Source organism: Deinococcus koreensis (genome assembly GCF_002901445.1).
Taxonomy (GTDB): Bacteria; Deinococcota; Deinococci; order Deinococcales; family Deinococcaceae; genus Deinococcus; species Deinococcus koreensis.
The window spans coordinates 690,286-716,400 of sequence record NZ_PPPD01000001.1; the positions used below are offsets into that span (position 1 = coordinate 690,286).

Consider the following 26,115-nt stretch of genomic DNA (forward strand, 5'->3'; position numbering starts at 1 on the left):
GCCCCATGTCCGCCGTTTGCCGTCCTGAAGCCAGGGCCGAGCCTCCGGCCTCCTCCGGTCAGGGTCGTGGTTCAGCCGGATACCCCCACCGGGGCTGTCCGGCTGGGCCGCCTGGACGGCGCCGTCCAGCTCCACCTGAAGCCGGTCTGACCGCCCTCCTCACGCCCCTCAGTGGCCCGGACGCTACGGTGGCGCCCATGTCGTTTCCTGCTGTCCGCCGCGCCGTGCTCGCCGCCCTGCTCCTGGGGGCCGCCCAGGCCATCACCTTCGGGGGCCTGACGGTCACGCCGCGCGGGCCGCAGACCCTGAACCTGGAGACCGGGGTCACCGATCTGCCCCAGGGCGGCAGCGCCACCGACAGCCGGGGCGGCCTGAAACTGAGCGCCCAGAGTATGCAGCTCCGGCCCGGGCAGACGCTCCTGGCACGCGGCGCCACCATCACGACCAGACAGGGCGGCACCCTGAAGGCCGCGCAGGTGGTCTACGACCTCAGGGCCGGCACGGTCACGGCGACCGGAGACCTGAGCTACACCGACGCCCGCTTCAGGAACCTGAGCGCGGCCCAGGTGATCCTGCACGTCGGCAGCGGCTTCGTGACGGCCACGGGCAGCGTGAAGGCCAGCGCCCCGGCCCTCAGCGGCGCGGCGCTGGCCTTCGACCTGAGCACCATGCAGGGCGTCCTGACCGGCCCCTATCAGGCGCGGCAGGGCACCCTGAACGCCTCGGGCGGAGCGGGCGAGCGGCTGCTGATGGTGTTCAGCGGCACCCGGGTGATCCGCTCCTCGACCGCTCCGGACGCCGACAGCCTGGCGCGTTTCCTGCCCTACCTGAAATAAGGCCGGCCTGAAGCTGCCTGCCTCAGGCGTTGGGCTTGAGCAGATGGCCCAGGCAATGCCCGTAGGACACGCCCTGGCGGGCATCGATGACCAGATCCTGCACGCTGAACTCCTGCAGCACGCCCAGCATGGCGTCGCGCATGCGGGTGTAGACGGTCGCGCGCGCGTGGCAGCGTTCCTCCTCCACGCAGGGTTCGTGCCAGTTCAGGCTGATGCAGCTCAGGGGCGCCACCGGGCCGTCGATGGCGCGCACCACCTCGCACAGAGAAATCAGCGCCGGCTTGCGGGCCAGCGCGTATCCACCGCCGATGCCCTTCTTGCTCTTGACCACGCCCTTGGCGGTCAGGGCGGCCAGAATCCTGACCAGGTACGGGCGGTGGACGCCGGTCGACTCGCTGATCTCGTCGCTGGACACCCAGCGGGTCAGCTCCTGAGACCCCAGGAAACCCAGGGCCTGGAAGGCGTACACGTCCGTCGCGGAAAGCCGCATGGGCAGAGTCTACCGTGCCCCAGCGGCCCGGCCGCGCCGGGGAGGGGGCGGCGCCCCAGGGCCGGTGTGGCGGCGTAGCATCGGCCCATGCGGCTCAAGGCCTGTCTGAACGGCTCCCGCGAACCCGGCGCCCACCCCCAGCTTCCCCTGACACCCGGGCAGCTGGCGCGGGCCGCCGCCGACGCGGTGGTCGCAGGCGCCCAAGCCCTGCACCTGCATCCGCGCGGCTCCGACGGCCTGGAGAGTCTGCAGGCGGCAGACGTGGCGGCGGCGCTGCGGGCCGTCCGGGCCGCCTGTCCGGGCGTGCCGGTGGGCATCTCCAGCGGCTTCTGGATCCTGCCGGACGTGGCCGCCCAGCTCCGCGCCGCCCAGCGCTGGGGCGAGCTGGAGCAGGCGGGGCGCCCGGACTTCGTGTCGGTGAACGTGCACGAGCCCCACGCCCGGGCGCTGGCCGGCACGCTGCTGCAGAGCGGGATCGGGGTCGAGGCAGGGCTGTGGACGCCCGACGCCGTGGACACCTTCCTGTCGTGGCTGGAACGCCACCGGGCCCTGAGGGTGCTGGTCGAGCTGCCGGACGAACCGGAGGCAGTGACCGCGCCGCAGGCGGCCGCCATGCTGGGGCGGCTGGAGGCGGCGGCGCTGAACCTGCCGACCCTGCTGCACGGCCTGGGCCGCAGCGCCTGGCCGATGGTGAGTGAAGCCGGGCGCCGGGGCCTGAGCACCCGGATCGGCCTGGAGGACACCCTGAGCCTGCCGGACGGGTCTGCGGCGCCGGACAACGCCGGCCTCGTGCGCTCAGCGCTGGCCGTGTTAGCCTCGGCCCGATGACCTTCGCCCAGGCCGTGACCGAGCGCACCCGCCGCCTCCAGACCCGCCTGTGCGTGGGGCTCGACCCGCAACTCGGCCGCTACCGGGACGCCGGTCACTTGCGAACCCACACGCTGGACGTGCTGGAGGCCACCGCGCCCTTTGCCGCCTGCGTGAAGCCGCAGCTGGCCTTCTACGAGGCGCTGGGCCTGGAGGGCCTGCAGATTCTGGAGGAGGTCTGCGCCGCCGCCCGCACCCTGGGCCTGCCGGTGCTGCTGGACGGCAAGCGCGGAGACATCGGCTCCACGGCGCAGGCCTACGCGCAGGGCTGGCTGAGCGGCCGCCACGCGGGCGCCGCGCTGACTGTGAATCCCTTCCTGGGCTTCGAGACCCTGACCCCGTTCGTGGAGACGGCCCGGGCGAACGGCGGCGCCGTGTTCGTGCTGGTCAAGACCAGCAACCCCGGTCAGGCCGACCTGCAGGGCAGCGGCGCCAGCGAGCGGATAGCCGTGGAGGTCGCCCGGCTGAACGCGCCGGAGGGGGCGGGCCGGGAGCCGGAACCCGGATACGCCTCGGTGGGCGCCGTGGTGGGCGCCACCCACCCGCAGGAGCTGGCGCTGTACCGCTCGCTGATGCCGCGCGCGCTGCTGCTGCTGCCGGGGCTGGGGGCCCAGGGCGCCGCTGCGCGTGACCTCGCGGACGCTTTCGATCCGGGTGGCGTGGGCGCGCTCGCCAGCGCCAGCCGGGGCGTGCAGTACGCCGCCGGCCTGGACGTGCAGGCCAGCGTCGCCGCCGCGCGGAGCTTCCGGGACGAGCTGAACAGCGTCCTGGGCTAGCTCGCCCGGAGCCGACCCTCGTGGGTTTAGCCCCGCAGTCCGGCCAGCAGCCGCTCCACGTCGTCCAGGGAGGTGTAGTGCGCGATGCTGGCGCGGATCACACCCTGCGGGTACAGGCCCAGGTCGCTCAGGGGCTGCACGGCGTAGAAGTGCCCGGCGCCGACGTCCACGCCCTGCGCGCTCAGACGGGCGGCGGTGGTGTCGGGCGCCTCGCCGACAATCCGGAAGGCGACGGTGCCCACACGGCCCTCCAGGCTGTGTGGGCCGAACACCGTCACCCGGTCGAGGGCGAGCAGCCCTTCCAGCAGGCGGGCCGCCACGGGCGCCTCCAGTTCGGCGATCCGCGCCGAGGCCCGGACGAGGGCCGCCCGGTTCAGCTCCTCTCCCCCGCCCGACCCGGAGCCGCCCAACACGTCGCCGCCCAGCTCCCGCAGGTAGTCCAGCGTGCCCAGCCAGCCGGCCAGCAGCTCATAGGGCGCGGTACCGTGCTCGATGCCCGTGATGTCGCCTTCCGGGACGAAGCTCAGGCGCGGCCAGGGCAGCTCACCGCGCAGCTCGGGCCTGATCCACAGCGCGCCCAGGTGCGGGCCGAACACCTTGTAGGGGCTGAAGGTCACGAAATCCGCGCCCCAGGCCTGCACGTCCGGAAAGGCGTGCGGCGCGGCGTGTACCGCGTCCACGACCGTCCAGGCGCCGGCCGCGCGCACCTGCGCCGTGATGGCGGGGATGTCCGGGGTCACGCCCAGCACGTTGCTGGCCGCCGTCACCGCCACCAGCCGGGTGCGCGGCGAGAGCAGCGCCGCCAGGTCGTCCGGGTGCAGGCGCATCTCGGGGCGCCGGGCGTGCCACACATGCACCGTCACGCCCTGGCGCTCCAGTTCGCGCCAGGGGCTGGCGTTCGCCTCGTGCTCCAGACCCGAGACGATCACCTCGTCGCCCGGCCCCCACAGGCGGGCGAAGGCGGCGGCCAGCCGGAAGGCCAGCGCGGAGGCGCTCGGCCCCAGCGCCACATCCTCGGGGTTCGCGTTCAGGAACAGCGCCGTGCCCGCACGGGCCTGCGTCTTGAGCCCCAGCACCGCCTGTCCGGGCTGGTGGCTGCTCATGGCGTTGGTCGAGCCGTACCGGGTCAGGTGGGCGGTGACCGCCTCGATGCTGCGGCGGGGCAGCAGGCCGCCGGCCGCGTTGTCCAGGTAGGCGCGGCCCGACTGCAGGGGCGGAAACTGGGCGCGGAGCGGCTCGGCAAGCAGGGTGGGCATGTCCAGCAGCATAGAGCCCACCAGAGCAGGGCGGGCCGCCCCCGGTAAGTGGGGCGGCCCGCTCTGGGAAAGGAAGCGTCAGCTTTCGCGGGTGGTCGGGCTGGTCGGAGCCGTCGGGTCGGACTGGCTCTCCAGCGCGGCCTGACCGGTCTCGTGCGGGCGGCTCGCCAGCGGGTCGATGTGGGGGGTCTCCTTGCTCACGGAATCGAGCAGGATGTCCAGCACGTCGCCGTCGCGGGCGGCCTGCACGGCCTTGTTGGTCACGATCTCGCCGATGTTGAGGATGATCGTGTCGTCGGGCGCCAGGATCACGCGGTTGACCGGGCGGCCCAGGGCGTCCCGCACGCGCTTCTCCTGCATCTCCTGCTGGCGCTCGTCGATGGCGGCGCCGGCCTCCTCGCGCTTGTCGCCCAGCCAGCTCTTGGCCTTGTCGAGCAGGCTGCTCGCGCCCTCGGACACGGAGGCGAGGCCCCCGGCCACGGCGGCGCCGGCGCCCGCACCGGTGGAGGCGCCGCGGGTCGCGGCCAGCAGCTGCGCCTCCACGCCCAGGTGGCGGGCACGCTCCAGGATGGCCGGCGTCACGATCTGCCCCTGGGCCGCGACCAGGCTGCCGCCGGGCGCACGTACGTCGGTCTGCACGCGGCGGCCGATGGCGGCCTCGGGGTCGTTGGGGTCGAGCTGGGCCCGCTCGCGGAGCTGCTGCACCCCGCCGCTGATGGCGCCGCCGGTGGCCGCCGCCGTGAGCGCGGCCAGCTTGCCGGCCTGCTCGGCCCGCTCGGCCTGGTGCTCGGTGACCACGGCGTCCTTCATCACGATGACCTCACCGGTGTCCGTGGCGATCTCGCGGCTGGCGGTCTTGCCCACCACGTAGGCCTTCTGGCGCTCGGCGGTGGCGTCCTTGACGTCCTCGTAGCGCTCCTGTACCCGGTCTTTGACACTGCCGTAGGCCTCGGCCAGGGTGCCGCCGGTGGCGGCCGTCGCCAGCGCGCCCAGCTTGCCCGCCGCCTCGGCCTGGTCGGCCTGCGTGGCCGTGATGGTCTCGCCCTTGTGCACCAGCACGCTGCCGTCGTCCAGGGTCAGGTCGGCGCCGGCCGTCTTGCCCACCGCGAACTCCTTCTGGCGCTCCTTGGTGGCCTCGGCGATGTTCTCGTAGGCGCCCTTGACGCTCTCGGAGGCCGACTGGAAGGCCCCTTTCAGGCCGCCCGGCTCCTGCTCCTGCATCGCGGCCGCCACCGAGATGGGCACGATGGCCGCGTCGGTGCCGATCTGCACGTCGGTGGGCGCCGGCACGAAGGTGCGGCCGCTGCTCAGGTCGGAGAACAGGCCGCCGGTGGCCTCGTAGCCCTCGACCTTGCCCGTCTGCTCGTCGAAATACACGTCGGCGATCTTGCCCAGATCCTGACCGTCGGAGGTCAGCAGGGTCATGCCGATCAGGCTCTGCTTGGCCTCCAGCGCTTCTTTCAGGCGCACGTCGTCGCGGCTGGTGGTGATGTCCTCGGCCGAACCGACCATCACCGCGTCCTCGCCGAAGGAACGGATGGAACCGAACGGCACGGCCTTGGCGGCGCTGAACCAGCCGCCTTCATCAACCAGCAGGGCCAGCACCTGGTTGGCCTGGTGGTCGAACACCACGTCGCGCACGGTGTCGAGCCGCTCGCCGTTGCTCACGGCGACGATGTGCCGGCCGAGAATGTCTTTGCCTTTGATCATGGAAGTGTCTCCTTCGGGAAATCGAAAAATGGATGTCGGAGCCTGCGTCCGGGGCCGGAACCGTGAATCTGCGGGAGCCCCCGGGGGTTCAGCGCCTCAGGAACCCGGCACGGGCAGGGCCCCGACGATCAGATAAAGCCCAGGTCGAGCAGGCCCTGTGGCTTGAGGTACAGGAAATAAGCCAGCAGGAACAGCACGATCAGGATCAGGATGATCAGCCACCAACGGCCCCCACCCCCAGAACTGCCTTTCAATCGCGTCATAGTGCCTCCTTTGGTCAGTCTAGGAAGCCCGGGCCGACGCTCAGCGTGAGAACGCCTTACCCCCACTTGACTGAACCTTGCGGAGGTCTTTAGACAGGCCAGCCTGTAGCGTACAGGGGTGATTCCCAGCCCCCAGCTGCCCTTCCTGCGCGCCGATCCGGCCCCGCCCGCCACCTTCGAGGCCCGGCTGGGCGAGCTGTCCCTGACCGTGCTGGTCGGGGTGACCGGCGTGGGCAAGAGCACGGCGCTCGCGGCCCTGAGCGGCGAGCGCCTGCGCGTCCTGCCGGACCGGCGACGGATCGCGGACGCCGTGATGATCCTGCCGCTGGCCGGCCAGAGCGTGACCGACCGCGAGGAGCGCTTCCGCCTGACCGCCCTGTACCGCCAGACCCACCCCGGCGGCATGGCGCAGGCGCTGGGCTCGCTGGTGGCCGACACCCGCCACTGGGGCCAGCGCCCGGTCTTCGACGGCCTGCGGGGGGAGGCCGAGGTGCGCTACGCGGTTCAGCATTTTCCGGCGTGGCGCTTCGTGGCGCTGGGTGCCCCCGATCTGGTGCGGGTGCGCCGCCTGCTGGGCCGGGCCGACGCCTTCGACCGGGTTCGCGGCGCGGCCCCCGAGACCGACCTGCGCGCCGCGCTCCAGGCGCTGCCGGGCGTGGGGGCGGTGTTTTCCCGGGCCCAGCTGGACGAACTGGCCGGGCTCGCGGGCGCCCACAGCCCGGCCGAGGTGCTGGCGAAAGTGCGGATCGTGGTGAGCGAGCGCCGGCAGTACGATCCGGCCGCCGCCGAGGCGCTGCTGCGGCCCCTGGGTCGCGGGCGCGCGCTGCTGCTCGACACGGTGGAACTCAGCCCGGCCCAGGTGGCCCAGGCCCTGCGGGACTGGGCGTGAGGCCGGGTGGCGAGCCCGTGGAGATCACGCCGCAGCCGTCAGAGATCACGGAGCAGCCATCAGGGATCACCGTGCAGCGGGTCGAGGGCTGGCCCTTCCGCCTGCCGCTGACCTCGGCGCTGGCCTGGGGAGCCCACTCCACCATGAACGCCGCCGAGCACGTGCTGGTGCGCGTGACCCTCTCGGACGGCACGGTGGGAGTCGCGGAAGCCACGCCCCGCCCCACCATCTACGGCGAGACCAGCGCCAGCGTGGTCGCCATCCTGGGGCACCTGGAGGGCGGGCTGCGCGGCCTGGACATCGCGGACGAGGCCGCGCTGAACCGGGTGCGGCACTCGGTGGCGAACAACCACACGGCCCGAGGCGCGCTGGACATGGCCCTCCACGACGCCCGCGCCCGCGCCCGGGGGCTGAGCCTGTTCGACACGCTGCTGGGGCCCCGGGAGCGCGTGCGCGTGAGCTTCATCCTGGGGATCGCCCCGCCCGCCGAGATGCTGGCCGAGGCCGCGCAGGTCGTGGAGGCCGGCGTGCGCTGCCTGAAGGTCAAGGTGGGCCGCGCCTGGGAGCAGGATCTGCGCGTGATCCGCGAGCTGCGGGCTAAATACGGCGATGCGGTGGCGCTGTACGCCGACTCCAACGAGACCCTGACCCCCGAGACGGCGCCGGCGGTGCTGGCCGCCCTGCGGGACGCGGGGCTGCTGTACGTGGAGGAGCCCCTGCCCGTGCGGGAGCTGAAGGCCCGCGCCGCCCTGCACGCCCAGGGCACCCTGCCCATCGTCGCGGACGACTCCGTGTTCACGCCCGCCGACCTGGAACGTGAACTGGCCTTCGACACCTTCGATGTCCTGAACGTCAAGACCGCCCGCAACGGCTTCACCGACGGCCGGGCCATGCTGCGCCGCGCCGCCGGGCAGGGCCGGCTCGGCATGGTGGGCTCGCAGGCCAGTTCCGGCCTGGGCACCCTGCACGCCGCCCTCCTGTCGACCCAGGCCGAGGTGACCGAGCCGTGCGAACTGAGCTTCGTGCTCAAGCTGAGGGGCGATCTGCTGAACCGGCCCATCTCGTTTCACGACGGATGGCTGGACGTGGCCGCGCTGCGGGGGCATGAAGTCGATCCGGCCCGGCTGAGCCGCTTCCGGCTGTAGGGACTCCGGCCGTAGGGGCTCCGGTAGAGCGGCCCCAGACCAGCGCCCAAGACGCCCCTATGCAAGTCAGAACATTGAAAGGTCGGATTGGCAATAATGAGGTATGGGTTCAGAAATGCTTAACGCACTCTTCTTTCCGCTGCTGTTCAGCATGAGCGCCGGCACCTATGCCTACCTGAAGTTCAGTGATCGCCGGCCCCGCGCCCTGCTGATCCTGACCCTCTTCCAGCTGCTCGGCGCCTCCGCCTACGCCCAGCAGCCCGACCAGGGCCTGTTCGCCATGCTGGCCGTCCACGCCATCCTGGTGTTCTTCCTGCTGCTGCACCACCTGCAGACCCCCGCCCTGGCCGCCGAGCAGCGCCGCCAGCGCTGAGTCTGCCGCGCCTGACCGACCACTGAGCAGGGCCGACCTTGACGACACGAATCCCGCCCGGGAGCACCGGGCGGGATTTTGTCTGGATGATCTGGCGACTGGATGTCAGGCTTCTCACCGCCAGGGGCGCCGAGCCTGACGAGGCTCAGCTGCGGGCAGATGTAGGCCACGAGGGGGCTCTGCTCCGAACAGTGCCCGCCGCCGCACCGTCCCGGCTCAGCGGGTCGCGGCGCGGACGGCGGCCTCGGCGTCCAGCATGGGCAGCTTGTTCGCCTTGTTGAGGCTGCTCAGCAGCAGGGTTCTGGTCTGGGCCGCGCTCAGTCCGGGATTGGCCGCGCGCATCAGCGCCACCACACCGCTCACCAGCGGAGCCGAGAAGCTGGTGCCGGCCGCCAGTTCGTACTGATCCTCGGGCGCCAGCAGCAGCATGTCCTGGGTGGCGGTGGTGCCCGGACACCGGCCGTAGCCGGCTCCACCCGGCGCGACCACGTCCAGCGCCCGCTTGAAGACGGTGTTGGGGCGGGCGCTGTAGCAGGCCAGGGCCGTGTCGCTGTTGCCCAGCGCCCCCACAGCCAGGACATCCGGATGGCTGGCGGGGTAATACACGCCGTCCTGGGCCGTGTTCCCAGCCGCCGCCACCAGCACGGCCGATTTGGCCGCCGCACTCAGGGCGCTGTTGAGCACGCTGTCGCCGGGGTCGGTCGGCTTGCTCGGATCGCGCGCGCCGCCCAGGCTCATGTTGATGACCCTGGCCCCCTTCTCGACCGCGTAGTTCAGCCCCCTGGCCAGCACGGCGGTGGTGGTGCCACTGGTGCCCAGCACCTCGACCGACATCAGCGGCACGTTCCAGCTCACCCCTGCCAGCCCCTTGCCGTTGTTGGTGGCGGCGCCGATGGCCCCCGCCGCCGCCGTGGCATGGACGTTCGTGGTGGTGCCGGTCTCGACGTTCAGGAAGGACGCCTGTTCCGCGATCCGCCCGTTGAGTTCCACGTGTCCGGCGTCCAGCGCCGAGTCCACCACCGCCGTCTTCGCACCCACAGGGGTCTTGCCGCAGCCCGCCAGGAAATTCCAGGCCTGTGGGGCCCTGATCCGGGTCAGGTAGGTCTGGGTGACCTGCTGGTCGCCGCTGCCGGTGGCGATGGTCACCCCACCGTTGCCCGGAAAGCCCGGGTCGTTGGGCGTGGCCAGCGCCCGATACACGAAATTCGGCTGCACCCGGAGGCCCGCCGCCGCCAGCCGCGCCGCGAACGCCTGATCGGTCTCCCCCGCTGGCGTGAAGGCCCGGCTCAGGCTGCCCAGCACGCCCTGGGTGCGGACGCCCGACAGCGCCGCGAGCCCCTGCGCGCTCAGGCCGGACGTCCCGGCGCCCCCGGCGATGACCAGCACCTCGCCGGGCACGTGCGGAGCGTCCCAGTCCACCGCCCCCGGAACCGTCGCTGCCAGCGCCCTGAGCACGGCGCCCGGCTCAGCTCCGGGAGCGCTCTGCCCAGCCGGATCGGCGGCCAGCGAACTCAGCCCCTGCGGGCAGACGACGACCGGCGGGGTGGGGGGCGCCGGACAGGCCGTCAGAACTAGGGTCAGACTGAGCAGCGGCCAGGCCAGGCGGGAGGTGATCATGCTCCACGTATACCGCACAGACCTGATACCACCCTGAAGGCGGGCTGGAGCGTTCCCTCAGGAGACGCGGCGGGCGGGGAGGCCGGCTGCTCTCCGGCGGGGCATACCCTGCGGCATGACCTTCCTGCGCCACCAGGCCGCCTGGCTGCTGCTGGGCCTGCTCCTGAGCGGCGTGTGGTGGCTGATGACCCATACCGGGGGCGCCGCCCCGGCCCCCAGCACGCCCGCCACGACGTCTGCCGCCCTGAGCCTGAGCACGCCGGCCCGCCTGACCCTGAACTCCGGCGAGGTCGTGGGCGGCGTGATCAGCGGCGCGCAGGCGCTGTGCCCGTCGTGGAACGCGCAGCTGGCGGCCGGCGACCTGACCATCACGCTGCCGGACGGACGAAGCCTGCGGGGGGGCGACGTGCGGGCTATCGACGCCGCGCCGGCGACGCTGGGAGGGCTGGCCGAACTCGTGAACACCACGGCCTGCGGCGACACGCTGACCCTGCACACGCCTTAGGTCGGGGCCATGACCTCCCCACGGCACCTCGACCATGCTGGAGGCCGGGGCAGTGAACAGGGGCGGGAGCGGGGACTGGCCCGCTTCTGCGCCTCCCACTGCACCCGCGTCCCGCTCGCCTCCGCGCCGAAGGAGACGATCACGTCGATGCCCTCCCCGATCATGGGCGTGCCGGGCCTATAGAACCTCCCGCTCGGCGTGTGCCAGGACGGGTTCTGTGCGAGCGTATCCTCCCGCGCGGCCACCGGGGCTCCGGAGGGCGGAACCACGCCGACCGCCGGGGTGTCGTCTGGCAGTTCCTCGATCCAGGGGCTGAGGTCGTTGACGATCTCGTGCAGGAAGCGCTGCTCGGTGCCTGTCTTCCAGGCGTAGGTCTGCGCGTACGGCCCGCTGTAGAACTCGTCGTCAACCTCCAGCGCGAGGATCCGTGCATGGAAGGCGTCCCAGCTCAGGCGCACGGTCGGCCGGGCCGGCTCCGGGGCGTCGGCGTCGATCAGCTCGACGAGCAGCCCCCGTTCGGAGTGGAAACGCTGCTCGACGCGCGTGACCAGCGGCCACCGGAACTCCCCAACCACTGCGCGCAGCCCCTCGTCCGGCCAGCGCACGAACTCGTACTTCAGGAAGCGCTCCAGCGGCCCATGCCCCGCTCAATGCACCCGCACGCCCTTGCTCAGCGGCTGTTTCTGCACCCATTTGACGAACTTCTGCACCTCTTCCCTCGCCAGAATCGCCTCGACGGTGTTCAGCTCGTTCGCCAGCTCGGCGTTGCTGAAGGTCTTGCTGAGGTAGCCCTGACACGCCGGGCACATCTTGACCGTGGGGATGTCGCCCAGCCTGACGCCCTGGCGGCGGCCCTGCGACTTGGGCACCAGATGGTGGTCGGTCAGGTTCGGGGCCTCGCGCCCGCACAGCACGCAGACTTCGGGGGGCTTGGGTTCGGCGTACCAACTGGACTGATCCTGCTTCCGGGCCATGGGGGACAGGATAGGGCGCGGCCCGCTCTCCCCCGGCGGGCGGAAGGCTGGCGCCCCGGCCCCGGCAACTTCTGCACACACGGCCGCGTAATGAGAAGCATGTGGAACTCCTGTACACCCGGGTGGCCGCAGGTGACGGACGCGTGTAAGAACCCGTCGGCTACCTTTAGGTCTGTGACCCGAAGGAGAAGCGAGGCCCCGGCGTGGGGCGGCGTCGGCATGGGCCGTGCAGGCCACCGGGACCCGGGCGGCTTGCGGTGACGGCGTTCCTGCAGACCGCCCTGAGCTTTCCCACGGTGCTCTGGAGCGTACTGTTCGCCTTCTGCGTCGTGGCGTGGGGCCTGGTGGCGGGGGGTCTGCTCTCCAGCGGCGAGGACGGCTGGGCCGGAGGGGACGGCGACGCCGCGACCTCGGCCGGAGTGCTGGGGCGCCTGGGCCTGGGAGGCGTGCCGGCCCTGCTGGTGCTGACGCTGCTGAGCTTCATCGGCTGGGTGCTCACGTACCTGCTTCAGCTGCTGCTGTGGCCGGGGCTGCCCGCCGCGCTGCGGCTGCCCGTGGGCCTGCTCACCCTGCTGGGCGCGCTGGTGGCGGCCACCCTACTGACCTCCTGGCTGCTGCGGCCCCTGCGCCGGCTGCTGCAGAAGGTCGAACCCGGGCAGCCGCGCTCGCTGGTGGGCCGGGTGGGACAGGTGCTCTCGGCCCGTGTGGACGAGCGCTCCGGCCGGGCCGCCGTGGAGGATGGAGGCGCGGGCCTGATCCTGCAGGTGCGCGCCCAGCCGCCGGATCAGCCACGGCGCGGCGAACGCGTCGTGCTGCTGGACTACGACCCCGCCGAGAACAGCTACCTGGTGGTCTCCGAAGACCGCTTCAACGCCTGACCGAATCGCCGTCCGACTTCTGCACCGCCTGACGGCCGCCCCGCCCGAGCCCCCCACCCCTGCAAGGAGCCCTGCCATGACCCTCTCCATCTTCCTGCCCTTCCTGATCGGCCTCGGCGCGCTGCTGATCGTCGCGCTGGGCCTGATCGCCATCATCCGGGCCTTCTACCTGAAAGTCGAGCAGGGCACGGCGCTGATCGTCAACGACATGAGCGCCCGCCCGAAGGTGCGTTTCACGGGCGCGCTGGTGATCCCGGTGCTGTACAAGGCCGAGATCATGAAGATCAGCCTGATCACGCTGCAGGTCGACCGGCGCGGCAAGGAGGGCCTGATCTGCCGCGACAACATCCGCGCCGACATCACCGTGGCCTACTACCTGCGCGTGAACGAGACCACCGAGGACGTGCTGAAGGTCGCCAAGGCCATCGGCGCCCACCGCGCCTCGGACCGGGCGGCGGTCGACGAGCTGTTCAACGCCAAATTCAGCGAGGCCCTCAAGACCGTGGGCAAGAAGTTCGAGTTCATCGAGCTGTTCGAGAAGCGCGAGGAATTCCGCGACGCCGTGATTCACGTCATCGGCCGCGACCTCAACGGCTACGTGCTGGAGGACGTGGCCATCGACTACCTGGAGCAGACCCCCAAGGCCCTGCTCGACCAGAACAACATCATGGACGCCGAGGGCATCCGCAAGATCACCGAGCTGACGGCCGCGCAGAACGTCGTAACCAACGAGCTGGAGCAGAACGAGCGGCTGGCGATCACCAAGAAGAACGTCGAGGCCCGCGAGTCCACGCTGGCCCTGGAACGCCAGCAGGCCGAGGCCGAGGCCCGCCAGAAGCGCGAGATCGAGACCATCCAGGCCCGCGAGCAGGCCGAGACCGCCAAGGTGCAAGAAGAGCAGCGGCTGCTCTCCGAACAGGCCCGCATCCAGACCGCCGAACAGGTGCAGATCCGCGAGCAGGAGCGCCAGCGGCAGGTCGAGATCGCCGAGCAGGGCCGCCTGCGCGCCGTGGCCATCGAGGCCGAGCGGGTCGCGCGGGCCACCCGCATGGAGGCCGTGACCACGGACCGCGAGGTCAAGCTGCAGGAAGTCGAGCGCGACAAGGTGGTCGAGCAGGGCGTGATGGACGTGGCGAACATCACCCGCGAGCGCATCTCCATCGACAAGACGGTCGCGCAGGAGGAGGAGCGCATCAACGAGGTGCGCGAAGTGTCGGCCGCCGACCGCGCCCGGCAGGTGCGCGTGCTGGCCGCCGAGGCCGTGGCGCAGGAACTGATGGTGAAGGAGGTCAAGGCCGCCGAGGGGGCCGAGACCGCCGCCAAGCACCGCGCCGCCGAGCTGACCACCATCGCGCAGGCCGAGTTCGACGCCGCCAGCCGGCAGGCCGAGGCCAAGAAGATCCTGGCCGACGCCACGCGCATCGAGCAGGCCGCGCCGGGTCTGGCCCTGGCCCTGGTACAGGAGGCCAGCGCCAGCGCCATCGAGAAGATCGGCGCCGCCGAGGCCCGCGTGATCGAGGCCAAGGCCGAGGCGAACTACAAGCAGGGCAGCGCCGAGACCCGCGTGCTGGCCGAGCGCCTGAGCGCCGAGGCCGATGGCGAGGCCCGCCTGGGTCAGGCCCGCGCCAGCGTGACCGAGGCCCAGGGCAGCGCCGAGGCCGCCGCCACCGGCAAGAAGATGACCGCCGAGGCCGAGGGCCTGAGCGCCAAGTTCGGCGCCATGGGCCAGATGAGCCCCGAGGCCCGCAGCCACGAGGAATACCGCATGGCCCTGGAAACCAGCCTGGAGGAGGCGCTGGCGTCCCTGGAGGCCGACAAGGCCGTGTCCAGGGAGAACGCGTCCGTGCTGTCCAGCGCCCTGAAAGACGCCAAGATCGATCTGGTCGGCGGCGAGGGCGGCATGTTCGAGGCGCTGAGCAAGGCCGTCTCGCTGGGCAAGGCCGTGGAGGGCTTCACCGCCAAGAGCCCGCTGGTGCAGGATCTCATGGAGCGCTACCTGGGGGTCAGACCCCGCCCGGCGCCCGTGCCCACGCCCGCGCCCCGCAGCGTGGTGGAGCGCTGAGTCCGGGCCGCGCCCTCTCCCGGGGGAGTGGGGCGTGCTGCACGCCCGATCCCTCCGGCGCGGCGCGCGTGACCCCCTGTAGACGGGCGGCCGGAAGACCCCTGGCTCCCCTGAGGGAGAACTGGCCGGGCAGCGGATTGGCCCGCAGAGCTGCCAAGCGGCGCGGTGGACATCGCCCCACCGCACCGTTCCGAGGACACCCATGACCGAACCCACCGAGAGTCCCGCTGCCCGCGCAGCGGCCAGTCCCGCAACCAGCCCTGTGACCAGTGCCAGTCCCGCAGCAGAGGGGGGCACCGACGAGGCCGTCGCGCAGGGCGGGGCCTACGAGGTGCTGAGCCGGCGGCTGGGCGCGCAGGGCCAGCGGCTGCAGGCGGTGGCCGACGACCTCAACGCCCGCCGCCTCGCCGAATTCGGCGACAGCACCCTGGCGCTGCTGGGACGAACCCGCATCCGCACCGAGAACAACGGCGTGGGGCGCGACATCGTTCAGGTCGGCGGGGTTCAGGTCGGCGGGGTTCAGGTGGGCGGGGTTCAGGTGGGGGGCGGGGTGCAGGCCGGCGAGGCGCTGCTGTTCGGCTTCAACGTCTACATCGGGCTCCGCTCGCAGACCCGCGTCGAGGACGTGTTCGGCCTGTACCGGCTGGTCGAGGAGGGCGGCAGCTACGACCTGCAGCCCCTGCCCCTGGCCGGCAGCTTCCTGGCCGAGCCGGCCTTCGTGCGCGATTTCGAGGAACTGTACGCCTACTACAAGCACGCCCGGCTGCTGCAGCTGGCCACGCAGGGCGAGAAGCTGCTGGCCGCCTTCCAGATCGGCGAGCGCAGCAGCGACGTGCGGGTCTTCCGCTGGGCGCTGTCGGCGGCGGGCGAGGCCAGCTACCTCGACGCGCGGGGCGAACGCGACCTCGCGCCGCCCGCCCCCTTCGACTTCGAGTGGGTCAGGGCCGGGCGCGAGCTGGAGGTCAGCGGGCGCTTTCCGCACCTGAACATCCTCGACACGCTGTTCGTGGAGACCAGCGGCGGCGACCTGACGATCAAGGTGGAGAACAACACCGAGACCGGCGAGGGCATCTTCAGCGAAAGCGTGGAGGACAGCACCCAGTCCATCGACGACGCCACCTTCGAGTACGCGCGGGTGGGCTCGCTGATCCTGCTGCGGGTGCGGCCGTACCGCGAGCAGGCGTGGCGCGGGCTGGTCTACAACACCCGCAGCCGCAGGGTCGTGCGCCTGGACGCCATCCTGCAGGCCTGCGTGCAGCTGCCCGAGGATCACGGCATCCTCTTTCCCGGCGGCTCGTACCTGCAGAGCGGCGAGTACCGGGCCTTTGACGCCTCCATGCAGGGCATGGAGTTCCGGCAGATGCTCCGCTCGCCCAACGGCGAGGACGTGCTGTACGTGTTCTACGAGCGCGAGAGCGGGCGGACGGCGCTGTTCGTCTACAACCTGATCCAGCGCCAGCTGCGCGCGCCCATCTTCGCCCACGGCTTCGCGCGGCTGCTCGACGGCCGCATGGTGCTCTTCCAGGCCGAGTCGCCGGAACCCACCCGCGTTCACCCCATGCAGGTCTGGCAGACGCCCTTCACCAGCGACGAGTACGCGGCGAGCCGCCCGCCCGGCAGCTCCTTCATGGGGCGGCTGGGCAACGCCGAACTGGTGCGCGCGGTGTCCGACCTGTACGACCTGGCGCGCGAACTCGGCGCGGCGGAGGTCTCGGCCGGGCGCTACGAACGGCTGGGCGCCCAGACCCGCCGCCTGCACGAGCAGCACCCCTGGTTCGACGACGACCACTGCGGCGGCCTGCACACCCTGCTGCGCGAGATCACCGCGACCGGCGAGGCGATGCTGGACGAGTTCAGCAAGGTGCAGAGCATCCGCGCCCAGTCGGAGGCGGCCATGACCCAGGCGCGCGCCGCGCACCACGCGCTGCTGGGCCGCCTGCAGCCGGAGAGCTGGACCCAGATCGCGGAGTACACCCAGGCCCTGGGGGAGATCAGCGCCCTGCGCGGAAAGGTGCTGACCCTGCGCGGCGAGCGCTACATCGACACCGCCGCCATCGACGCCATGAGCGCCGAGCTGCAGGAGGCCCACTCCCGCATCGGCGCGGCCACCGGCGCGTTCCTCTCGGGCGAGCAGGCCCTGGCCCCCCTGGCCGGACGACTGGACACGCTGGAGGCGCAGGCCCAGGCGGCGGGTACGGCGCGCGAGCTGGCCGGGGGCCTGCAGGACATGGCCGCGCTGGCCGCCGACCTGGACGTGCTCTCGGAACTGCTGAGCAGCCTGAAGGTGGACGACGCCACCGGGCGCACGGCGGTGGTGGAGGCGATCTCGGCCCTGTACGCCCGCCTGAACGGAGCGCGCGCCCGCAGCGAGGGCCGACGCAAGGCGCTGGGGGCGGGCGAGCTGGTCGCGCAGTTCGCCGCGCAGTTCGGGCTCTTCGGGCAGTCGGTGGCGAGCGCCCTGAGTCTGGCGACCACGCCCGAACGCGCCGACGAGCAGCTCGCCCGGCTGCTGGTCGGCCTGGAGGAACTGGAGGGCCAGTTCGGCGAGCACGAGCAGTTCCTGAGCGACCTGCTGAGCAAGCGGGAGGAACTGCTGGAGGTGTTCAGCGAACGCCGTCAGGCGCTGCTGGACGAGCGGGGCCGCCGGGCGCAGGCGGTCATGGACGCCGGGGCCCGCATCCTGGGCGGGTTGACAGGGCGCGCCGCGCGCCTGGGCAGCCCCGACGAGCTGAACGCCTTCTTCGCCGGCGACCCGCTGATCCTGAAGCTGCGCGAGCTGGCGGGCCGCCTGCGCGACCTGCAGGACGCCGTGAAGGCCGACGATCTGGAGGCCCGCCTGAAGGCGGCGCAGGACGCGGCCGTGCGTGCCCTGCGCGACCGCAGCGACCTGTTCGAGGACGGCGGCGCCGTGATCCGCCTGGGGCCGCGCTGGCGCTTCTCCGTGAACACCCAGCCTCTAGACCTGACCCTGCTGCCGCGCGAGGGCGGGCTGGCCGTGCAGCTGACCGGCACCGACTACCTGCAGCCGCTGGATCATGCGGGGCTCAGCGAACTGCGCGCCTTCTGGCCGGTCACGCTGGAGTCCGAATCGCCCGAGGTCTACCGGGGGGAATACCTGGCGGGTCAGCTGCTCCAGGCCGCCCGGGAGGGCCGCGAGGGGCTCAGCCTGGACGCCCTGGAGGCCCTGCTGGAGCCGCCGGAGGCCCTGACCCGCCGGGTGCGCGACTTCGCCGCGCCGCGCTACCGCGAGGGCTACGAGACCGGCGTCCACGACCACGACGCGGCGCTGATCCTGCGCGCCCTGCTGCCCCTGAGCCGCGCCGCCGGCCCGCTCGCGCACCCGCCGGCCGTCCGCGCGCTGGCGGTGCTGACCTGGGCCAGCCACGCCGGGCAGCAGGCCGCGTGGCGGGACACGCTGGGCCATGCCCACGCCCTGCGGCGCCTGTTCGGCACGGCAGACGCGCTGGGGGCGGCCGTGCAGGCCCTGGGGGCCGAGATCGCGAACTTCCTGACCGCCCAGCACATCGGGCACACGCCCCAGCAGACCGCGCAGGCCGCCGCGTACCTCGCCGATGAGATGGCCCACGAGTTGACCGATGAGCTGGCCGACGAACGGCAGGCGAGTGGACGGGGGGAAGGCGGGGCCGTCTTCGGGTTCACTCGCGCCGCCGCCGAGCTGGTCGCCGCGCTGGACGCCCGCCTGGACGCCGCCGGCATGACCGGCACCTTCCGGCAGTCGCTGGAACGCCTGGAGGGCGACCTCGCCGCCCGCTGGACGCTGGCGCAGCAGTGGCTGGACGCCCTGACGCGCACGCCGGAGCTGGCCCGCCACGCCCGCTTCGTGCCGGAGGCCGCCGCCCTGAAGCTGTTCGGCGCCGCGCTGCCCCACGAGATCCGGGACGTGACGCTGCGGGCCGACCTGGGCGGCCTGCTGGGCGAGCACCCCCGCCTCCAGTCCGGCACCCTGAGCCTGGAGATCGACGACACCCTGGCGCGCCTGCACACGCACCGCACCCAGTTCGTGCCCGCCTTTGGGCGGTACCAGACACTTCGCCAGGAGGTCATCGCGCAGGAGCGCGAACGCCTGCGCCTGAGCGAGTACCAGGCCCGGCCCCTGACCTCCTTCGTCCGCAACCGCCTGATCAACGACGTGTACCTGCCGATCATCGGCGACAGCCTCGCCAAGCAGATGGGCAGCGTGGGCGAGGGGAGCCGCAGCGACCGGATGGGCCTGCTGATGCTGATCTCGCCGCCCGGCTATGGCAAGACCACCCTGATGGAATACGTGGCGCACCGGCTGGGGCTGGTGTTCATGAAGGTGAACGGGCCGGCGCTGGGCCACGCGGTCCGCTCGCTCGACCCGGCGCAGGCGCCCGACGCGACCTCGCGCCAGGAGCTGGAGAAGCTGAACCTCGCACTGGAGATGGGCAACAACGTCATGCTGTACCTCGACGACATCCAGCACACCCACCCGGAGTTCCTGCAGAAGTTCATCTCGCTGACCGACGGCACCCGCCGGATCGAGGGCGTGTGGCGGGGCCAGAGCCGCACCTACGACCTGCGCGGGCGAAGGTTCGCGGTCGTCATGGCCGGCAACCCCTACACCGAGTCCGGCGAGGTGTTCAGGGTGCCCGACATGCTCGCCAACCGCGCCGACATCTACAACCTGGGCGACGTGCTGGGCGGTATGGAGGACGCCTTCGCGCTGAGCTACATCGAGAACAGCCTGACCAGCAACCCGGTGCTGGCCCCGCTCGCCACCCGCGACCTGAACGACCTGTACCTGCTGGTGCAAAGGGCCCAGCACCAGTCCCGCGGCGAGTCCGGGGGCCAGTCCACAGGGCAGGACGTCTCGCTGAATGCCCTGAGCCACGCCTACAGCGGCGCGGAGGTGGCCGAGATCGTGGCCACGCTGCAGAGGCTGATGCAGGTGCGCGACGTGCTGGCGCGCGTGAACGCCCAGTACATCGCCAGCGCCGCCCAGGCCGACGCCTACCGCAGCGAGCCCGCCTTCCGGCTGCAGGGCAGCTACCGCAACATGACCAAGCTGGCCGAGAAGGTCTCCCCCGCCATGAACGACGCCGAGCTGCAGCAGCTCATCAGCGACCACTACCAGGGCGAGGCGCAGATGCTCACGGGCGGCGCGGAGGAGAACCTGCTGAAGCTGGGCGAACTGCGCGGCACCCTGAGCCCCGCCGAGCAGGCCCGCTGGGAGCAGATCCGGGCCGACTTCCGCCGCCGCAGGGCCATGGGCGGCGACGACGCCGACACCGGGCAGCGCATGGTCGCGCAGCTGGCCGACATCGCCAGCGGCCTGCAGCACCTCGGCACGCTGAACTCTCCGGAGCAGACCCCGCCCGCCCCGCCGACCGACGCCCTCCACGATGCCCTCCCCGACGCCCTGCGCGCCAGCCTGGGGCCGCTGCTGGCCGACATCGCCAGCGGTCTGCGCGAAGCCCGTGACCCGCCAGAGAACCACCCCGCCCTCAGCGCTCTGCCCGAGACCCTGCGGGCCACCATCGAGCCGCTGCTGGAGGGCCTCGCCGTGTCGGCCGGGCGCCAGGAGCAGGTGACGGCCGCCCTGCTGGAACTCGTCGAGGTGATCCGCCGGCGACAGTCGAGCGTGGTCAGGCCCGTTGGAGCGCCGGGGCCGGTGGGCCGCCCCGAGAAGGGAGAGTAGGCGCGGTGGTCAAAGGGGTGTCCCCTCCCGGATGGCCACCTCCACCGCCCCACACACCGCCTGGAACTCGCCCTCCACATCCCCGTTGCTCAGCCGCAGCACCCGGACACCACCCGCCTCCAGCACCCGCGTCCGCTCGGCGTCGTACGCCTGCGCCCCTTCGCCGTCGTGGCTGCGGCCATCCAGCTCGATACACAACCCGACGGACGGCGCGTAGAAGTCGAGGATATAGCCGTGCATGGGTACCTGACGGCGGAACTTGACCGGGTGGGTGCGGAGGAAGAGAAACCAGAGCTTGCGTTCGGCGGGGGTCTGCTCCCGGCGCAACTCCTTTGCCCGTGGGACAAGTTTTCTCGTGTAGGTGTCCCGCATAGGTGGAAGGTTAACCCCTCAGTCACCTTCGGTGCCAGCTCCCCTCAGGGGGAGCCAAGGTACTTCTTGCCTCCCCTTGAGGGGAGGTGCCCCGCAGGGGCGGAGGGGTCATACGCCGCGCCACCGCCCACTCCCCGCAGGCTCAAAATGTCTACCCGATACACTGCTTTCATGACCGACCCCACCCGCCGCAGGCTCAGCGAGGAAGAGTACCTGGCTTTCCTCGCTGCCAGCGACGTGCGGTACGAGAGCATAGACGGCTTCCTGGTGCGGCAGGAAGATGCCCAGTCGAAACATGCCCTCATCGGGGGCAACATCGCTGTGGCACTTCACCCGGCGGCCAGACAGTTGGGCGGCTTCGTCTATAAATCGAACCTACGCCTTCGTCTGGCTCCACCCGTCCTGCCGCATGTGACCCACTATTTCCCAGACGTGATGGTCAGTTTCGATGACAGCCCAATGGACGCCCTGTACATCAGCTTGCCATGCCTGATCGTGGAAGTGGTCAGCGAGCGCACCCGAACCATCGACAACGTGTTCAAGGCGAGCGACTATCTGCGGATTCCCAGCCTGCACGGGTATCTGCTGGTCGAAACCGCCACGCGCGCCGCCCGCCTGTACACCCGGAGCGGAAAAGAGTGGGCCGAACAGTACGCAGAAGGCGAGGGGACGCTCAGCATTCCCTGCCTGAACATCCCCCTTTCCCTCGACGCCATCTACCGCAACGTCCCCCTCTGACCCCACCCCGCACAGGCGCAGGCTTTGGCTAGTAGCTCCACCATTTCTCAATTTTTGGTAGCAGATGAAATCAAATTTAAAAAGTCTTGAATAACTGGAGATTTTATCACAACACCCAGCCCCATCGGTAGTTCTACTTCAATATCCATTTGAGAGCCGAACGGTGCTAAGACCTTCGTGGTGAGGAGTTCTACAAATATTCCAACGAGATACAGTTTCTGATTAAACTCAGTAAATACGGGGCTCCCACTTGAACCACGATATGAATGTGTGTCTATCAAAAACAGCTTACGGTTATTGTAATCCAATGTGGGATAGGATGAGATAATACCTTGTCTCAAAAGTGGTAGATTATTGTATTCATCAAATCTGCCATCTGGGTAGCCAAGATACGCCACTTCCTTACCTGGCCAAAGTTCATCGAAGCTAGGGATAAATTGTTCTGGAACCCAAAATTTTACATATGGCCCACTAGGTTCCCAAACGCAACTAGTAATATCTATTGCTGCTAAGTCATACTCCGGATGGTAAAAGCTTTTTATAGATGACATGTTTATATTAGTAACTGCTCTATCTCCTATTATTATTTGTCCATCTTTAGATCTCGAATTTAGGGATAGATTTACAGACATATCCTGTTCCGGTATCACATGTCTGTTAGTAACCAACATTAACCTAGAGTCAGGCGTGTCGTGATTTAAACAAATCAGAAATCCCGTTCCTTCGCCGCCCGACATTCCGTCCAACGATGTTGCAGTTATTCTACATATTGAAAAGAAGGCGAACTCAATGGAGTAACGCATAATAGGTCTGCCGCCAATGTTCTCAAGCATTTTACCTCCATATTTTGAATTTATAATTCTCAACTTGGATATTAAGTAGCCCCGCCTGGGAGACTGGGCGGGGCTTGTTTAACTCAGGTTGTCTGGCTCCGGCTTACGCCTTCACTTCGCCCTTACTCCGCTCCAGAATGCTCCGCAGCACCGTCTGCAAGATGCCACCATTCTTGTAGTAATCAATTTCCACGGGCGTGTCGATGCGGCACTGCACGGTCACGTCGCGGCTCACACCGTCCTTCGTCACGCGCAGGGTCACGTCCTGGCGGGGCTTCAGGTCAGCCGGCAGGATCACGTCGAACACCTCGTCGCCGCTGATGCCCAGCGAGTCGGCGGTGTCGCCGTTCTTGTACTGCAGGGGCAGCACGCCCATGCCGACCAGATTGGAGCGGTGGATGCGCTCGAAGCTCTCGGCAATGACCGCCTTCGCGCCCAGCAGGAAGGTGCCCTTGGCGGCCCAGTCGCGGCTGGAGCCCATGCCGTAGTCCTTGCCCGCAAAGATCACCAGCGGGATGTTGCTGGCCTTGTAGTTCTGGGCGGCGTCGTAGATGGAGCTGACCTGCCCGGTGGTGTAGTCGGTGGTGAAGCCGCCCTCGGTGCCGGGGGCCAGCTGGTTCTTCAGGCGGATGTTGGCGAAGGTGCCGCGCGTCATGATGCGGTCGTTGCCCCGGCGGCTGCCGTAGGAGTTGAAGTCCTTGGGCGCGATGCCCCGGTCGGTCAGGAACTTCCCGGCGGGCGTGTCGGCCTTGAAGGAGCCGGCGGGCGAGATGTGGTCGGTCGTCACCGAGTCCCCGACCTTCACCAGCGCGCGGGCGCCCTCGATGCTCACGATCTCGGAGGGGCCGCCGGCCAGGTTCTCGAAGAAGGGCGGGTTCTGGATGTAGGTGGAATCTTCCTTCCAGTTGAACAGCGCGCCCTCGGCGACCGGGATGGCGTTCCAGTCGGCGTTGGACTTCTCGATGCCGTCGTAGACCTTGCGAAACATCTCGGCGTTGATGGCGCTGTCCATGACCGTCTGGATTTCGGCGGTGGTGGGCCAGACGTCGCGCAGGTAGACGGGCTGGCCGTCGGAACCCGTGCCGATGGGGTCGTTCACGATGTCGTTCACGACCGTGCCCGCCAGCGCGTAGGCCACGACCAGCGGAGGGCTTGCCAGGTAGTTGGCGCGGATGTGCGGGTTGATGCGGCCCTCGAAGTTGCGGTTGCCGCTCAGCACGGAGGCGGCCACCAGATCACCCTCCTGGATGGCCTGCACCACGGGCTCGGGCAGCGGGCCGGAGTTGCCGATACAGGTCATGCAGCCGTAGCCGACCGTGTTGAAGCCGATCTGGTCAAGGTAGGTCTGGAGTCCGGCGGCTTCCAGATATTCGGTGACCACGCGCGAGCCGGGGGCCAGCGAGGTCTTGACCCAGGGCCGGCTCTTCAGGCCCTTCTCGACGGCCTTCTTGGCGACCAGCCCGGCGGCGATCAGCACCGAGGGGTTGGAGGTATTCGTGCAGGACGTGATCGAGGCCAGCGTGACCGCGCCGTGCCCGATCTTGATCTCCGTGCCGGCAATGGTGCCCTGGGCGTCCAGTTGCGCGGGGCTCAGCTCGAAGCCGCGTCCCTTCACGGGGGCGGTCAGGGCGTCGGCGAAGACCGTGTGCATATCGGACAGGTTCACGCGATCCTGCGGGCGCTTGGGGCCGGCGAGGCTGGGGACGATGGTGCCCAGGTCGAGTTCGATGGTGTCGGTGAACACGGGGTCGGGCGTCTCGTCGGTGCGGAACATGCCCTGGGCCTTGTAGTACGACTCGACCAGTTCGATCTCGTCCTCCAGGCGGCCGGTGCGGCGCAGGTAGCGCAGGGCTTCCTCGTCCACCGGGAAAAAGCCCATGGTGGCGCCGTATTCGGGGGCCATGTTGGCAATCGTGGCGCGGTCGGGCAGCGTCATGTTGCTCAGGCCGGCGCCGTAGAACTCGACGAACTTGCCCACCACGCCCTTCTCGCGCAGCATCTGGGTCACGCGCAGGGCGAGGTCGGTCGCGGTGGCGCCCTCGGGCATAGCGCCCGTGATCTTGAAGCCGATGACTTCGGGCATCAGCATGTAGATCGGCTGGCCCAGCATGACCGCCTCGGCCTCGATGCCGCCCACGCCCCAGCCCACGATGCCCAGGCCGTTGATCATGGTCGTGTGCGAGTCGGTGCCCACCAGCGAATCGGGGTACACGACCACGCCGTCATCTTCCGGGCGGCTCTGCACGCCCTTGGCGAGGTACTCCAGGTTGACCTGATGCACGATGCCGGAGGCGGGCGGCACGACGCCGAAGTTGTCGAAGGCCTGCTGGCCCCAGCGGAGGAACTCGTAGCGCTCGCGGTTGCGCTCGAATTCCAGGGCCATGTTGTTCGCCAGCGCGAAGTCGGTGCCGAACTCGTCCACCTGAACGCTGTGGTCGATGACCAGATCGACCGGAATGAGCGGATTGATCTTCTTGGGATCGCCGCCCAGCGCGACCATCGCGGTTCGCATGGCGGCCAGATCGACCACGGCGGGCACGCCGGTGAAGTCCTGGAGGATCACGCGGGCGGGCTTGAAGGGAATCTCCAGTTCGGCGTTCTTCGGGTTCCAGCCGGCGACCGTCAGCACGTCCTCGCGGCGCACGTCGTAGTCGTTGGCCTCGCGCAGCACGCTTTCCAGCAGCACCTTGATGCTCACCGGGAGCTTGCTGATGTCGTGGCCCTGCTCCTGGAACTTGTTCAGGTTGTAGAAGTAGAGTTTCTGGCCAGATTTCGTGGTGAGCGTGTCGCGCGCTCCGAACAGATTCATCGCCATGTGGGCATCCTCCTTGGCCCCGGAGAGTTGGACTGCTGGGCCTGATTGCCCGACCATCATAAGCCGGCGCCGTGTGGTACGGCCGTAACCCGGACAGGCACGAGGGCCGGAAATCTGTCACCCCCCTGGAGACAACATTAGGATTCTGCTATCGTCCACCGGACATCTCCCCCATCCGAGGTTTTCTGCATGAGCACCGAACTTGAACCCCACCAGAAGCACCGTCTGCAGTCCCTGGAACAGACGGTCAAGGACGGCCTGCGGGATTTTCAGCGCACCGGTCAGGCCCTCAGCGAGATTCGCGACAACGGCTTCTACCGCGAACGGTACGAGAGCTTCGAGGCGTATCTGGAACAGCGCTGGGGCTTTTCGCAGGCGCAGGCGGGCCGCCTGATCGACGCCAACGAGGTCGCCAAAGTCCTCTCTCCGCTGGGGATCGAGCCCCAGAGCGAGAAGCAGGCCCGCGCCCTGAAGCCCGCCGCGAAGATCCTGACTGAGCTGGAGCCCGAGCAGCAGCGCGTGGTGGCCCGCATGGTCGAGGAGGCCCCCTGGGAGGACGCTCCCGAGCCCGCCGAGCTGCGGATCATGGCGAACGTGGTTCAGAAGATGGCGCCCGACACGACCGTCCACCACCCCGAAAGCGGCGACGAGGTGCCCTTCGATTCGCTGAGTGCGCCCCAGCGCTACGAGGTGATCCGCACCCATGTGGATCAGAAGACGCAGGCGTACCACGAAAAGCAGGAGGCGAAGGCCAATAAGGCGCCCGCCGAGAGCGTGAACTGGGCCGACTGGTGCCTGAACTACGCCGCGCAGGGCATGGGCCCCGGACAGCGCCTGGAAATCGTCGTCGAGCGCGACGGCAGCGGCGCCGCGCGGGCGCAGGCGCGTGTGGTGGACGGCACCAGCGGCGAGGTGCTGGCCGAGGGGCAGGGCGCCCCGTTCCTGAAGAAAGCGGTGCTGAATCTGGTGGCGGAAGTGAAATAAGGAGCTCTGGGCTCTGAGCGGTGAGCTATGAGGCGAGCCAGAGCCTCAGCTT

22 protein-coding genes are annotated in these 26,115 nt (G+C 69.8%); 12 read left to right on the plus strand and 10 right to left on the minus strand.

Annotated elements, in window-relative coordinates:
- The first annotated feature begins 197 nt into the window (after positions 1 to 197).
- Complete coding sequence (locus tag CVO96_RS03235) at positions 198 to 836, plus strand: hypothetical protein (RefSeq protein WP_103310273.1); 639 nt, start codon at positions 198 to 200, stop codon at positions 834 to 836.
- A gap of 22 nt (positions 837 to 858) precedes the next feature.
- On the opposite strand, the gene CVO96_RS03240 is transcribed toward CVO96_RS03235, so the two are convergent.
- Positions 859 to 1,326: an Rrf2 family transcriptional regulator gene (locus CVO96_RS03240; RefSeq protein ID WP_103310276.1), complete on the minus strand. Its 468-nt coding sequence runs from the start codon at positions 1,324 to 1,326 to the stop codon at positions 859 to 861.
- A gap of 87 nt (positions 1,327 to 1,413) precedes the next feature.
- Here CVO96_RS03240 and CVO96_RS03245 point away from each other — a divergent pair, with 87 nt between their 5' ends.
- Both CVO96_RS03245 and pyrF read left to right on the plus strand, forming a co-directional pair.
- Positions 1,414 to 2,154, plus strand: coding sequence for a 3-keto-5-aminohexanoate cleavage protein (locus tag CVO96_RS03245; protein ID WP_103310279.1), 741 nt, complete (start codon positions 1,414 to 1,416; stop codon positions 2,152 to 2,154).
- A complete protein-coding gene (pyrF, locus tag CVO96_RS03250) occupies positions 2,151 to 2,969 on the plus strand; it encodes an orotidine-5'-phosphate decarboxylase (RefSeq protein WP_103310281.1) in 819 nt (272 codons plus the stop codon). Before CVO96_RS03245 ends, pyrF begins: the two co-directional genes overlap by 4 nt.
- Positions 2,970 to 2,995: 26 nt before the next feature.
- On the opposite strand, the gene CVO96_RS03255 is transcribed toward pyrF, so the two are convergent.
- The 3 genes from CVO96_RS03255 to CVO96_RS21555 all read right to left on the minus strand — a co-directional run bounded on the left by CVO96_RS03255 (position 2,996) and on the right by CVO96_RS21555 (position 6,198).
- Positions 2,996 to 4,225, minus strand: a complete 1,230-nt coding sequence (locus tag CVO96_RS03255; protein WP_103313268.1) for a cysteine desulfurase-like protein — start codon at positions 4,223 to 4,225, stop codon at positions 2,996 to 2,998.
- A 78-nt stretch (positions 4,226 to 4,303) separates the two neighbouring features.
- Positions 4,304 to 5,935, minus strand: coding sequence for a PRC-barrel domain-containing protein (locus CVO96_RS03260; RefSeq protein ID WP_103310283.1), 1,632 nt, complete (start codon positions 5,933 to 5,935; stop codon positions 4,304 to 4,306).
- 128 nt (positions 5,936 to 6,063) lie between these two features.
- Positions 6,064 to 6,198: a hypothetical protein gene (locus CVO96_RS21555; protein WP_279326989.1), complete on the minus strand. Its 135-nt coding sequence runs from the start codon at positions 6,196 to 6,198 to the stop codon at positions 6,064 to 6,066.
- Positions 6,199 to 6,319: 121 nt separating this feature from the next.
- Here CVO96_RS21555 and CVO96_RS03265 point away from each other — a divergent pair, with 121 nt between their 5' ends.
- From CVO96_RS03265 to CVO96_RS03275, 3 genes are all read left to right on the plus strand, one after another.
- The gene (locus CVO96_RS03265) at positions 6,320 to 7,087 is read left to right on the plus strand and encodes an ATPase (protein WP_103313269.1); all 768 of its coding nucleotides are present in this window, start codon (positions 6,320 to 6,322) and stop codon (positions 7,085 to 7,087) included.
- A gap of 23 nt (positions 7,088 to 7,110) precedes the next feature.
- The gene (locus CVO96_RS03270; RefSeq protein ID WP_243398435.1) at positions 7,111 to 8,232 is read left to right on the plus strand and encodes an enolase C-terminal domain-like protein; all 1,122 of its coding nucleotides are present in this window, start codon (positions 7,111 to 7,113) and stop codon (positions 8,230 to 8,232) included.
- Positions 8,233 to 8,347: 115 nt separating this feature from the next.
- Positions 8,348 to 8,605 (plus strand): hypothetical protein, encoded by a 258-nt coding sequence (locus tag CVO96_RS03275; protein ID WP_243398142.1) that lies wholly within the window; start codon positions 8,348 to 8,350, stop codon positions 8,603 to 8,605.
- 216 nt (positions 8,606 to 8,821) lie between these two features.
- Here CVO96_RS03275 and CVO96_RS03280 read toward each other — a convergent pair whose 3' ends face one another.
- Positions 8,822 to 10,222 carry a S8 family peptidase gene (locus tag CVO96_RS03280; protein ID WP_243398143.1) on the minus strand — a complete coding sequence of 467 codons (1,401 nt, stop codon included), beginning with the start codon at positions 10,220 to 10,222 and terminating at the stop codon, positions 8,822 to 8,824.
- Positions 10,223 to 10,337: 115 nt separating this feature from the next.
- On the opposite strand from CVO96_RS03280, the gene CVO96_RS03285 reads away from it, so the two are divergent.
- On the plus strand, positions 10,338 to 10,727 hold the full coding sequence (locus tag CVO96_RS03285) for a hypothetical protein (RefSeq protein ID WP_103310288.1): 390 nt from the start codon (positions 10,338 to 10,340) through the stop codon (positions 10,725 to 10,727).
- Here the strand turns inward: CVO96_RS03285 and CVO96_RS03290 are convergent.
- Entirely contained in the window at positions 10,724 to 11,332 is a 609-nt protein-coding gene (locus CVO96_RS03290) for a hypothetical protein (protein WP_103310290.1), read from the minus strand. The genes CVO96_RS03285 and CVO96_RS03290 overlap by 4 nt on opposite strands.
- Before the next feature lie 42 nt (positions 11,333 to 11,374).
- Entirely contained in the window at positions 11,375 to 11,701 is a 327-nt protein-coding gene (locus CVO96_RS03295) for an HNH endonuclease (protein WP_103310293.1), read from the minus strand.
- Positions 11,702 to 11,958: 257 nt separating this feature from the next.
- Between CVO96_RS03295 and CVO96_RS03300 the strand changes: the two genes are divergently transcribed.
- From CVO96_RS03300 to CVO96_RS03310, 3 genes are all read left to right on the plus strand, one after another.
- Positions 11,959 to 12,579: a hypothetical protein gene (locus CVO96_RS03300; protein WP_165795185.1), complete on the plus strand. Its 621-nt coding sequence runs from the start codon at positions 11,959 to 11,961 to the stop codon at positions 12,577 to 12,579.
- A 76-nt stretch (positions 12,580 to 12,655) separates the two neighbouring features.
- A complete protein-coding gene (locus CVO96_RS03305; protein ID WP_103310298.1) occupies positions 12,656 to 14,641 on the plus strand; it encodes a flotillin family protein in 1,986 nt (661 codons plus the stop codon).
- A gap of 202 nt (positions 14,642 to 14,843) precedes the next feature.
- Complete coding sequence (locus tag CVO96_RS03310; protein WP_103310300.1) at positions 14,844 to 20,321, plus strand: DNA repair ATPase; 5,478 nt, start codon at positions 14,844 to 14,846, stop codon at positions 20,319 to 20,321.
- 9 nt (positions 20,322 to 20,330) lie between these two features.
- Here the strand turns inward: CVO96_RS03310 and CVO96_RS03315 are convergent, their stop codons facing one another.
- A complete protein-coding gene (locus CVO96_RS03315) occupies positions 20,331 to 20,693 on the minus strand; it encodes an endonuclease domain-containing protein (protein ID WP_103310302.1) in 363 nt (120 codons plus the stop codon).
- Between the two features lie 171 nt (positions 20,694 to 20,864).
- Here CVO96_RS03315 and CVO96_RS03320 point away from each other — a divergent pair, with 171 nt between their 5' ends.
- Positions 20,865 to 21,431, plus strand: coding sequence for a Uma2 family endonuclease (locus CVO96_RS03320; RefSeq protein ID WP_165795186.1), 567 nt, complete (start codon positions 20,865 to 20,867; stop codon positions 21,429 to 21,431).
- 47 nt (positions 21,432 to 21,478) lie between these two features.
- On the opposite strand, the gene CVO96_RS03325 is transcribed toward CVO96_RS03320, so the two are convergent.
- On the minus strand, positions 21,479 to 22,264 hold the full coding sequence (locus CVO96_RS03325) for a S1 family peptidase (protein WP_103310307.1): 786 nt from the start codon (positions 22,262 to 22,264) through the stop codon (positions 21,479 to 21,481).
- 103 nt (positions 22,265 to 22,367) lie between these two features.
- Positions 22,368 to 25,079, minus strand: coding sequence for an aconitate hydratase AcnA (acnA, locus tag CVO96_RS03330; RefSeq protein WP_103310309.1), 2,712 nt, complete (start codon positions 25,077 to 25,079; stop codon positions 22,368 to 22,370).
- Between the two features lie 189 nt (positions 25,080 to 25,268).
- On the opposite strand from acnA, the gene CVO96_RS03335 reads away from it, so the two are divergent.
- Positions 25,269 to 26,063, plus strand: coding sequence for a hypothetical protein (locus tag CVO96_RS03335; protein WP_103310311.1), 795 nt, complete (start codon positions 25,269 to 25,271; stop codon positions 26,061 to 26,063).
- The last annotated feature ends 52 nt before the right edge of the window (positions 26,064 to 26,115 follow it).

Bases quoted from the DNA above. Each gene is read 5' to 3' on its own strand.
- CVO96_RS03235 (WP_103310273.1), top strand. From the start codon at position 198: ATGTCGTTTCCTGCTGTCCGCCGCGCCGTGCTCGCCGCCCTGCTCCTG.
- CVO96_RS03240 (WP_103310276.1), bottom strand. From the start codon at position 1,326: ATGCGGCTTTCCGCGACGGACGTGTACGCCTTCCAGGCCCTGGGTTTC.
- CVO96_RS03245 (WP_103310279.1), top strand. From the start codon at position 1,414: ATGCGGCTCAAGGCCTGTCTGAACGGCTCCCGCGAACCCGGCGCCCAC.
- pyrF (WP_103310281.1), top strand. From the start codon at position 2,151: ATGACCTTCGCCCAGGCCGTGACCGAGCGCACCCGCCGCCTCCAGACC.
- CVO96_RS03255 (WP_103313268.1), bottom strand. From the start codon at position 4,225: ATGCCCACCCTGCTTGCCGAGCCGCTCCGCGCCCAGTTTCCGCCCCTG.
- CVO96_RS03260 (WP_103310283.1), bottom strand. From the start codon at position 5,935: ATGATCAAAGGCAAAGACATTCTCGGCCGGCACATCGTCGCCGTGAGC.
- CVO96_RS21555 (WP_279326989.1), bottom strand. From the start codon at position 6,198: ATGACGCGATTGAAAGGCAGTTCTGGGGGTGGGGGCCGTTGGTGGCTG.
- CVO96_RS03275 (WP_243398142.1), top strand. From the start codon at position 8,348: ATGCTTAACGCACTCTTCTTTCCGCTGCTGTTCAGCATGAGCGCCGGC.
- CVO96_RS03280 (WP_243398143.1), bottom strand. From the start codon at position 10,222: ATGATCACCTCCCGCCTGGCCTGGCCGCTGCTCAGTCTGACCCTAGTT.
- CVO96_RS03285 (WP_103310288.1), top strand. From the start codon at position 10,338: ATGACCTTCCTGCGCCACCAGGCCGCCTGGCTGCTGCTGGGCCTGCTC.
- CVO96_RS03295 (WP_103310293.1), bottom strand. From the start codon at position 11,701: ATGGCCCGGAAGCAGGATCAGTCCAGTTGGTACGCCGAACCCAAGCCC.
- CVO96_RS03305 (WP_103310298.1), top strand. From the start codon at position 12,656: ATGACCCTCTCCATCTTCCTGCCCTTCCTGATCGGCCTCGGCGCGCTG.
- CVO96_RS03310 (WP_103310300.1), top strand. From the start codon at position 14,844: ATGACCGAACCCACCGAGAGTCCCGCTGCCCGCGCAGCGGCCAGTCCC.
- CVO96_RS03315 (WP_103310302.1), bottom strand. From the start codon at position 20,693: ATGCGGGACACCTACACGAGAAAACTTGTCCCACGGGCAAAGGAGTTG.
- CVO96_RS03320 (WP_165795186.1), top strand. From the start codon at position 20,865: ATGACCGACCCCACCCGCCGCAGGCTCAGCGAGGAAGAGTACCTGGCT.
- CVO96_RS03325 (WP_103310307.1), bottom strand. From the start codon at position 22,264: ATGCTTGAGAACATTGGCGGCAGACCTATTATGCGTTACTCCATTGAG.
- acnA (WP_103310309.1), bottom strand. From the start codon at position 25,079: ATGGCGATGAATCTGTTCGGAGCGCGCGACACGCTCACCACGAAATCT.
- CVO96_RS03335 (WP_103310311.1), top strand. From the start codon at position 25,269: ATGAGCACCGAACTTGAACCCCACCAGAAGCACCGTCTGCAGTCCCTG.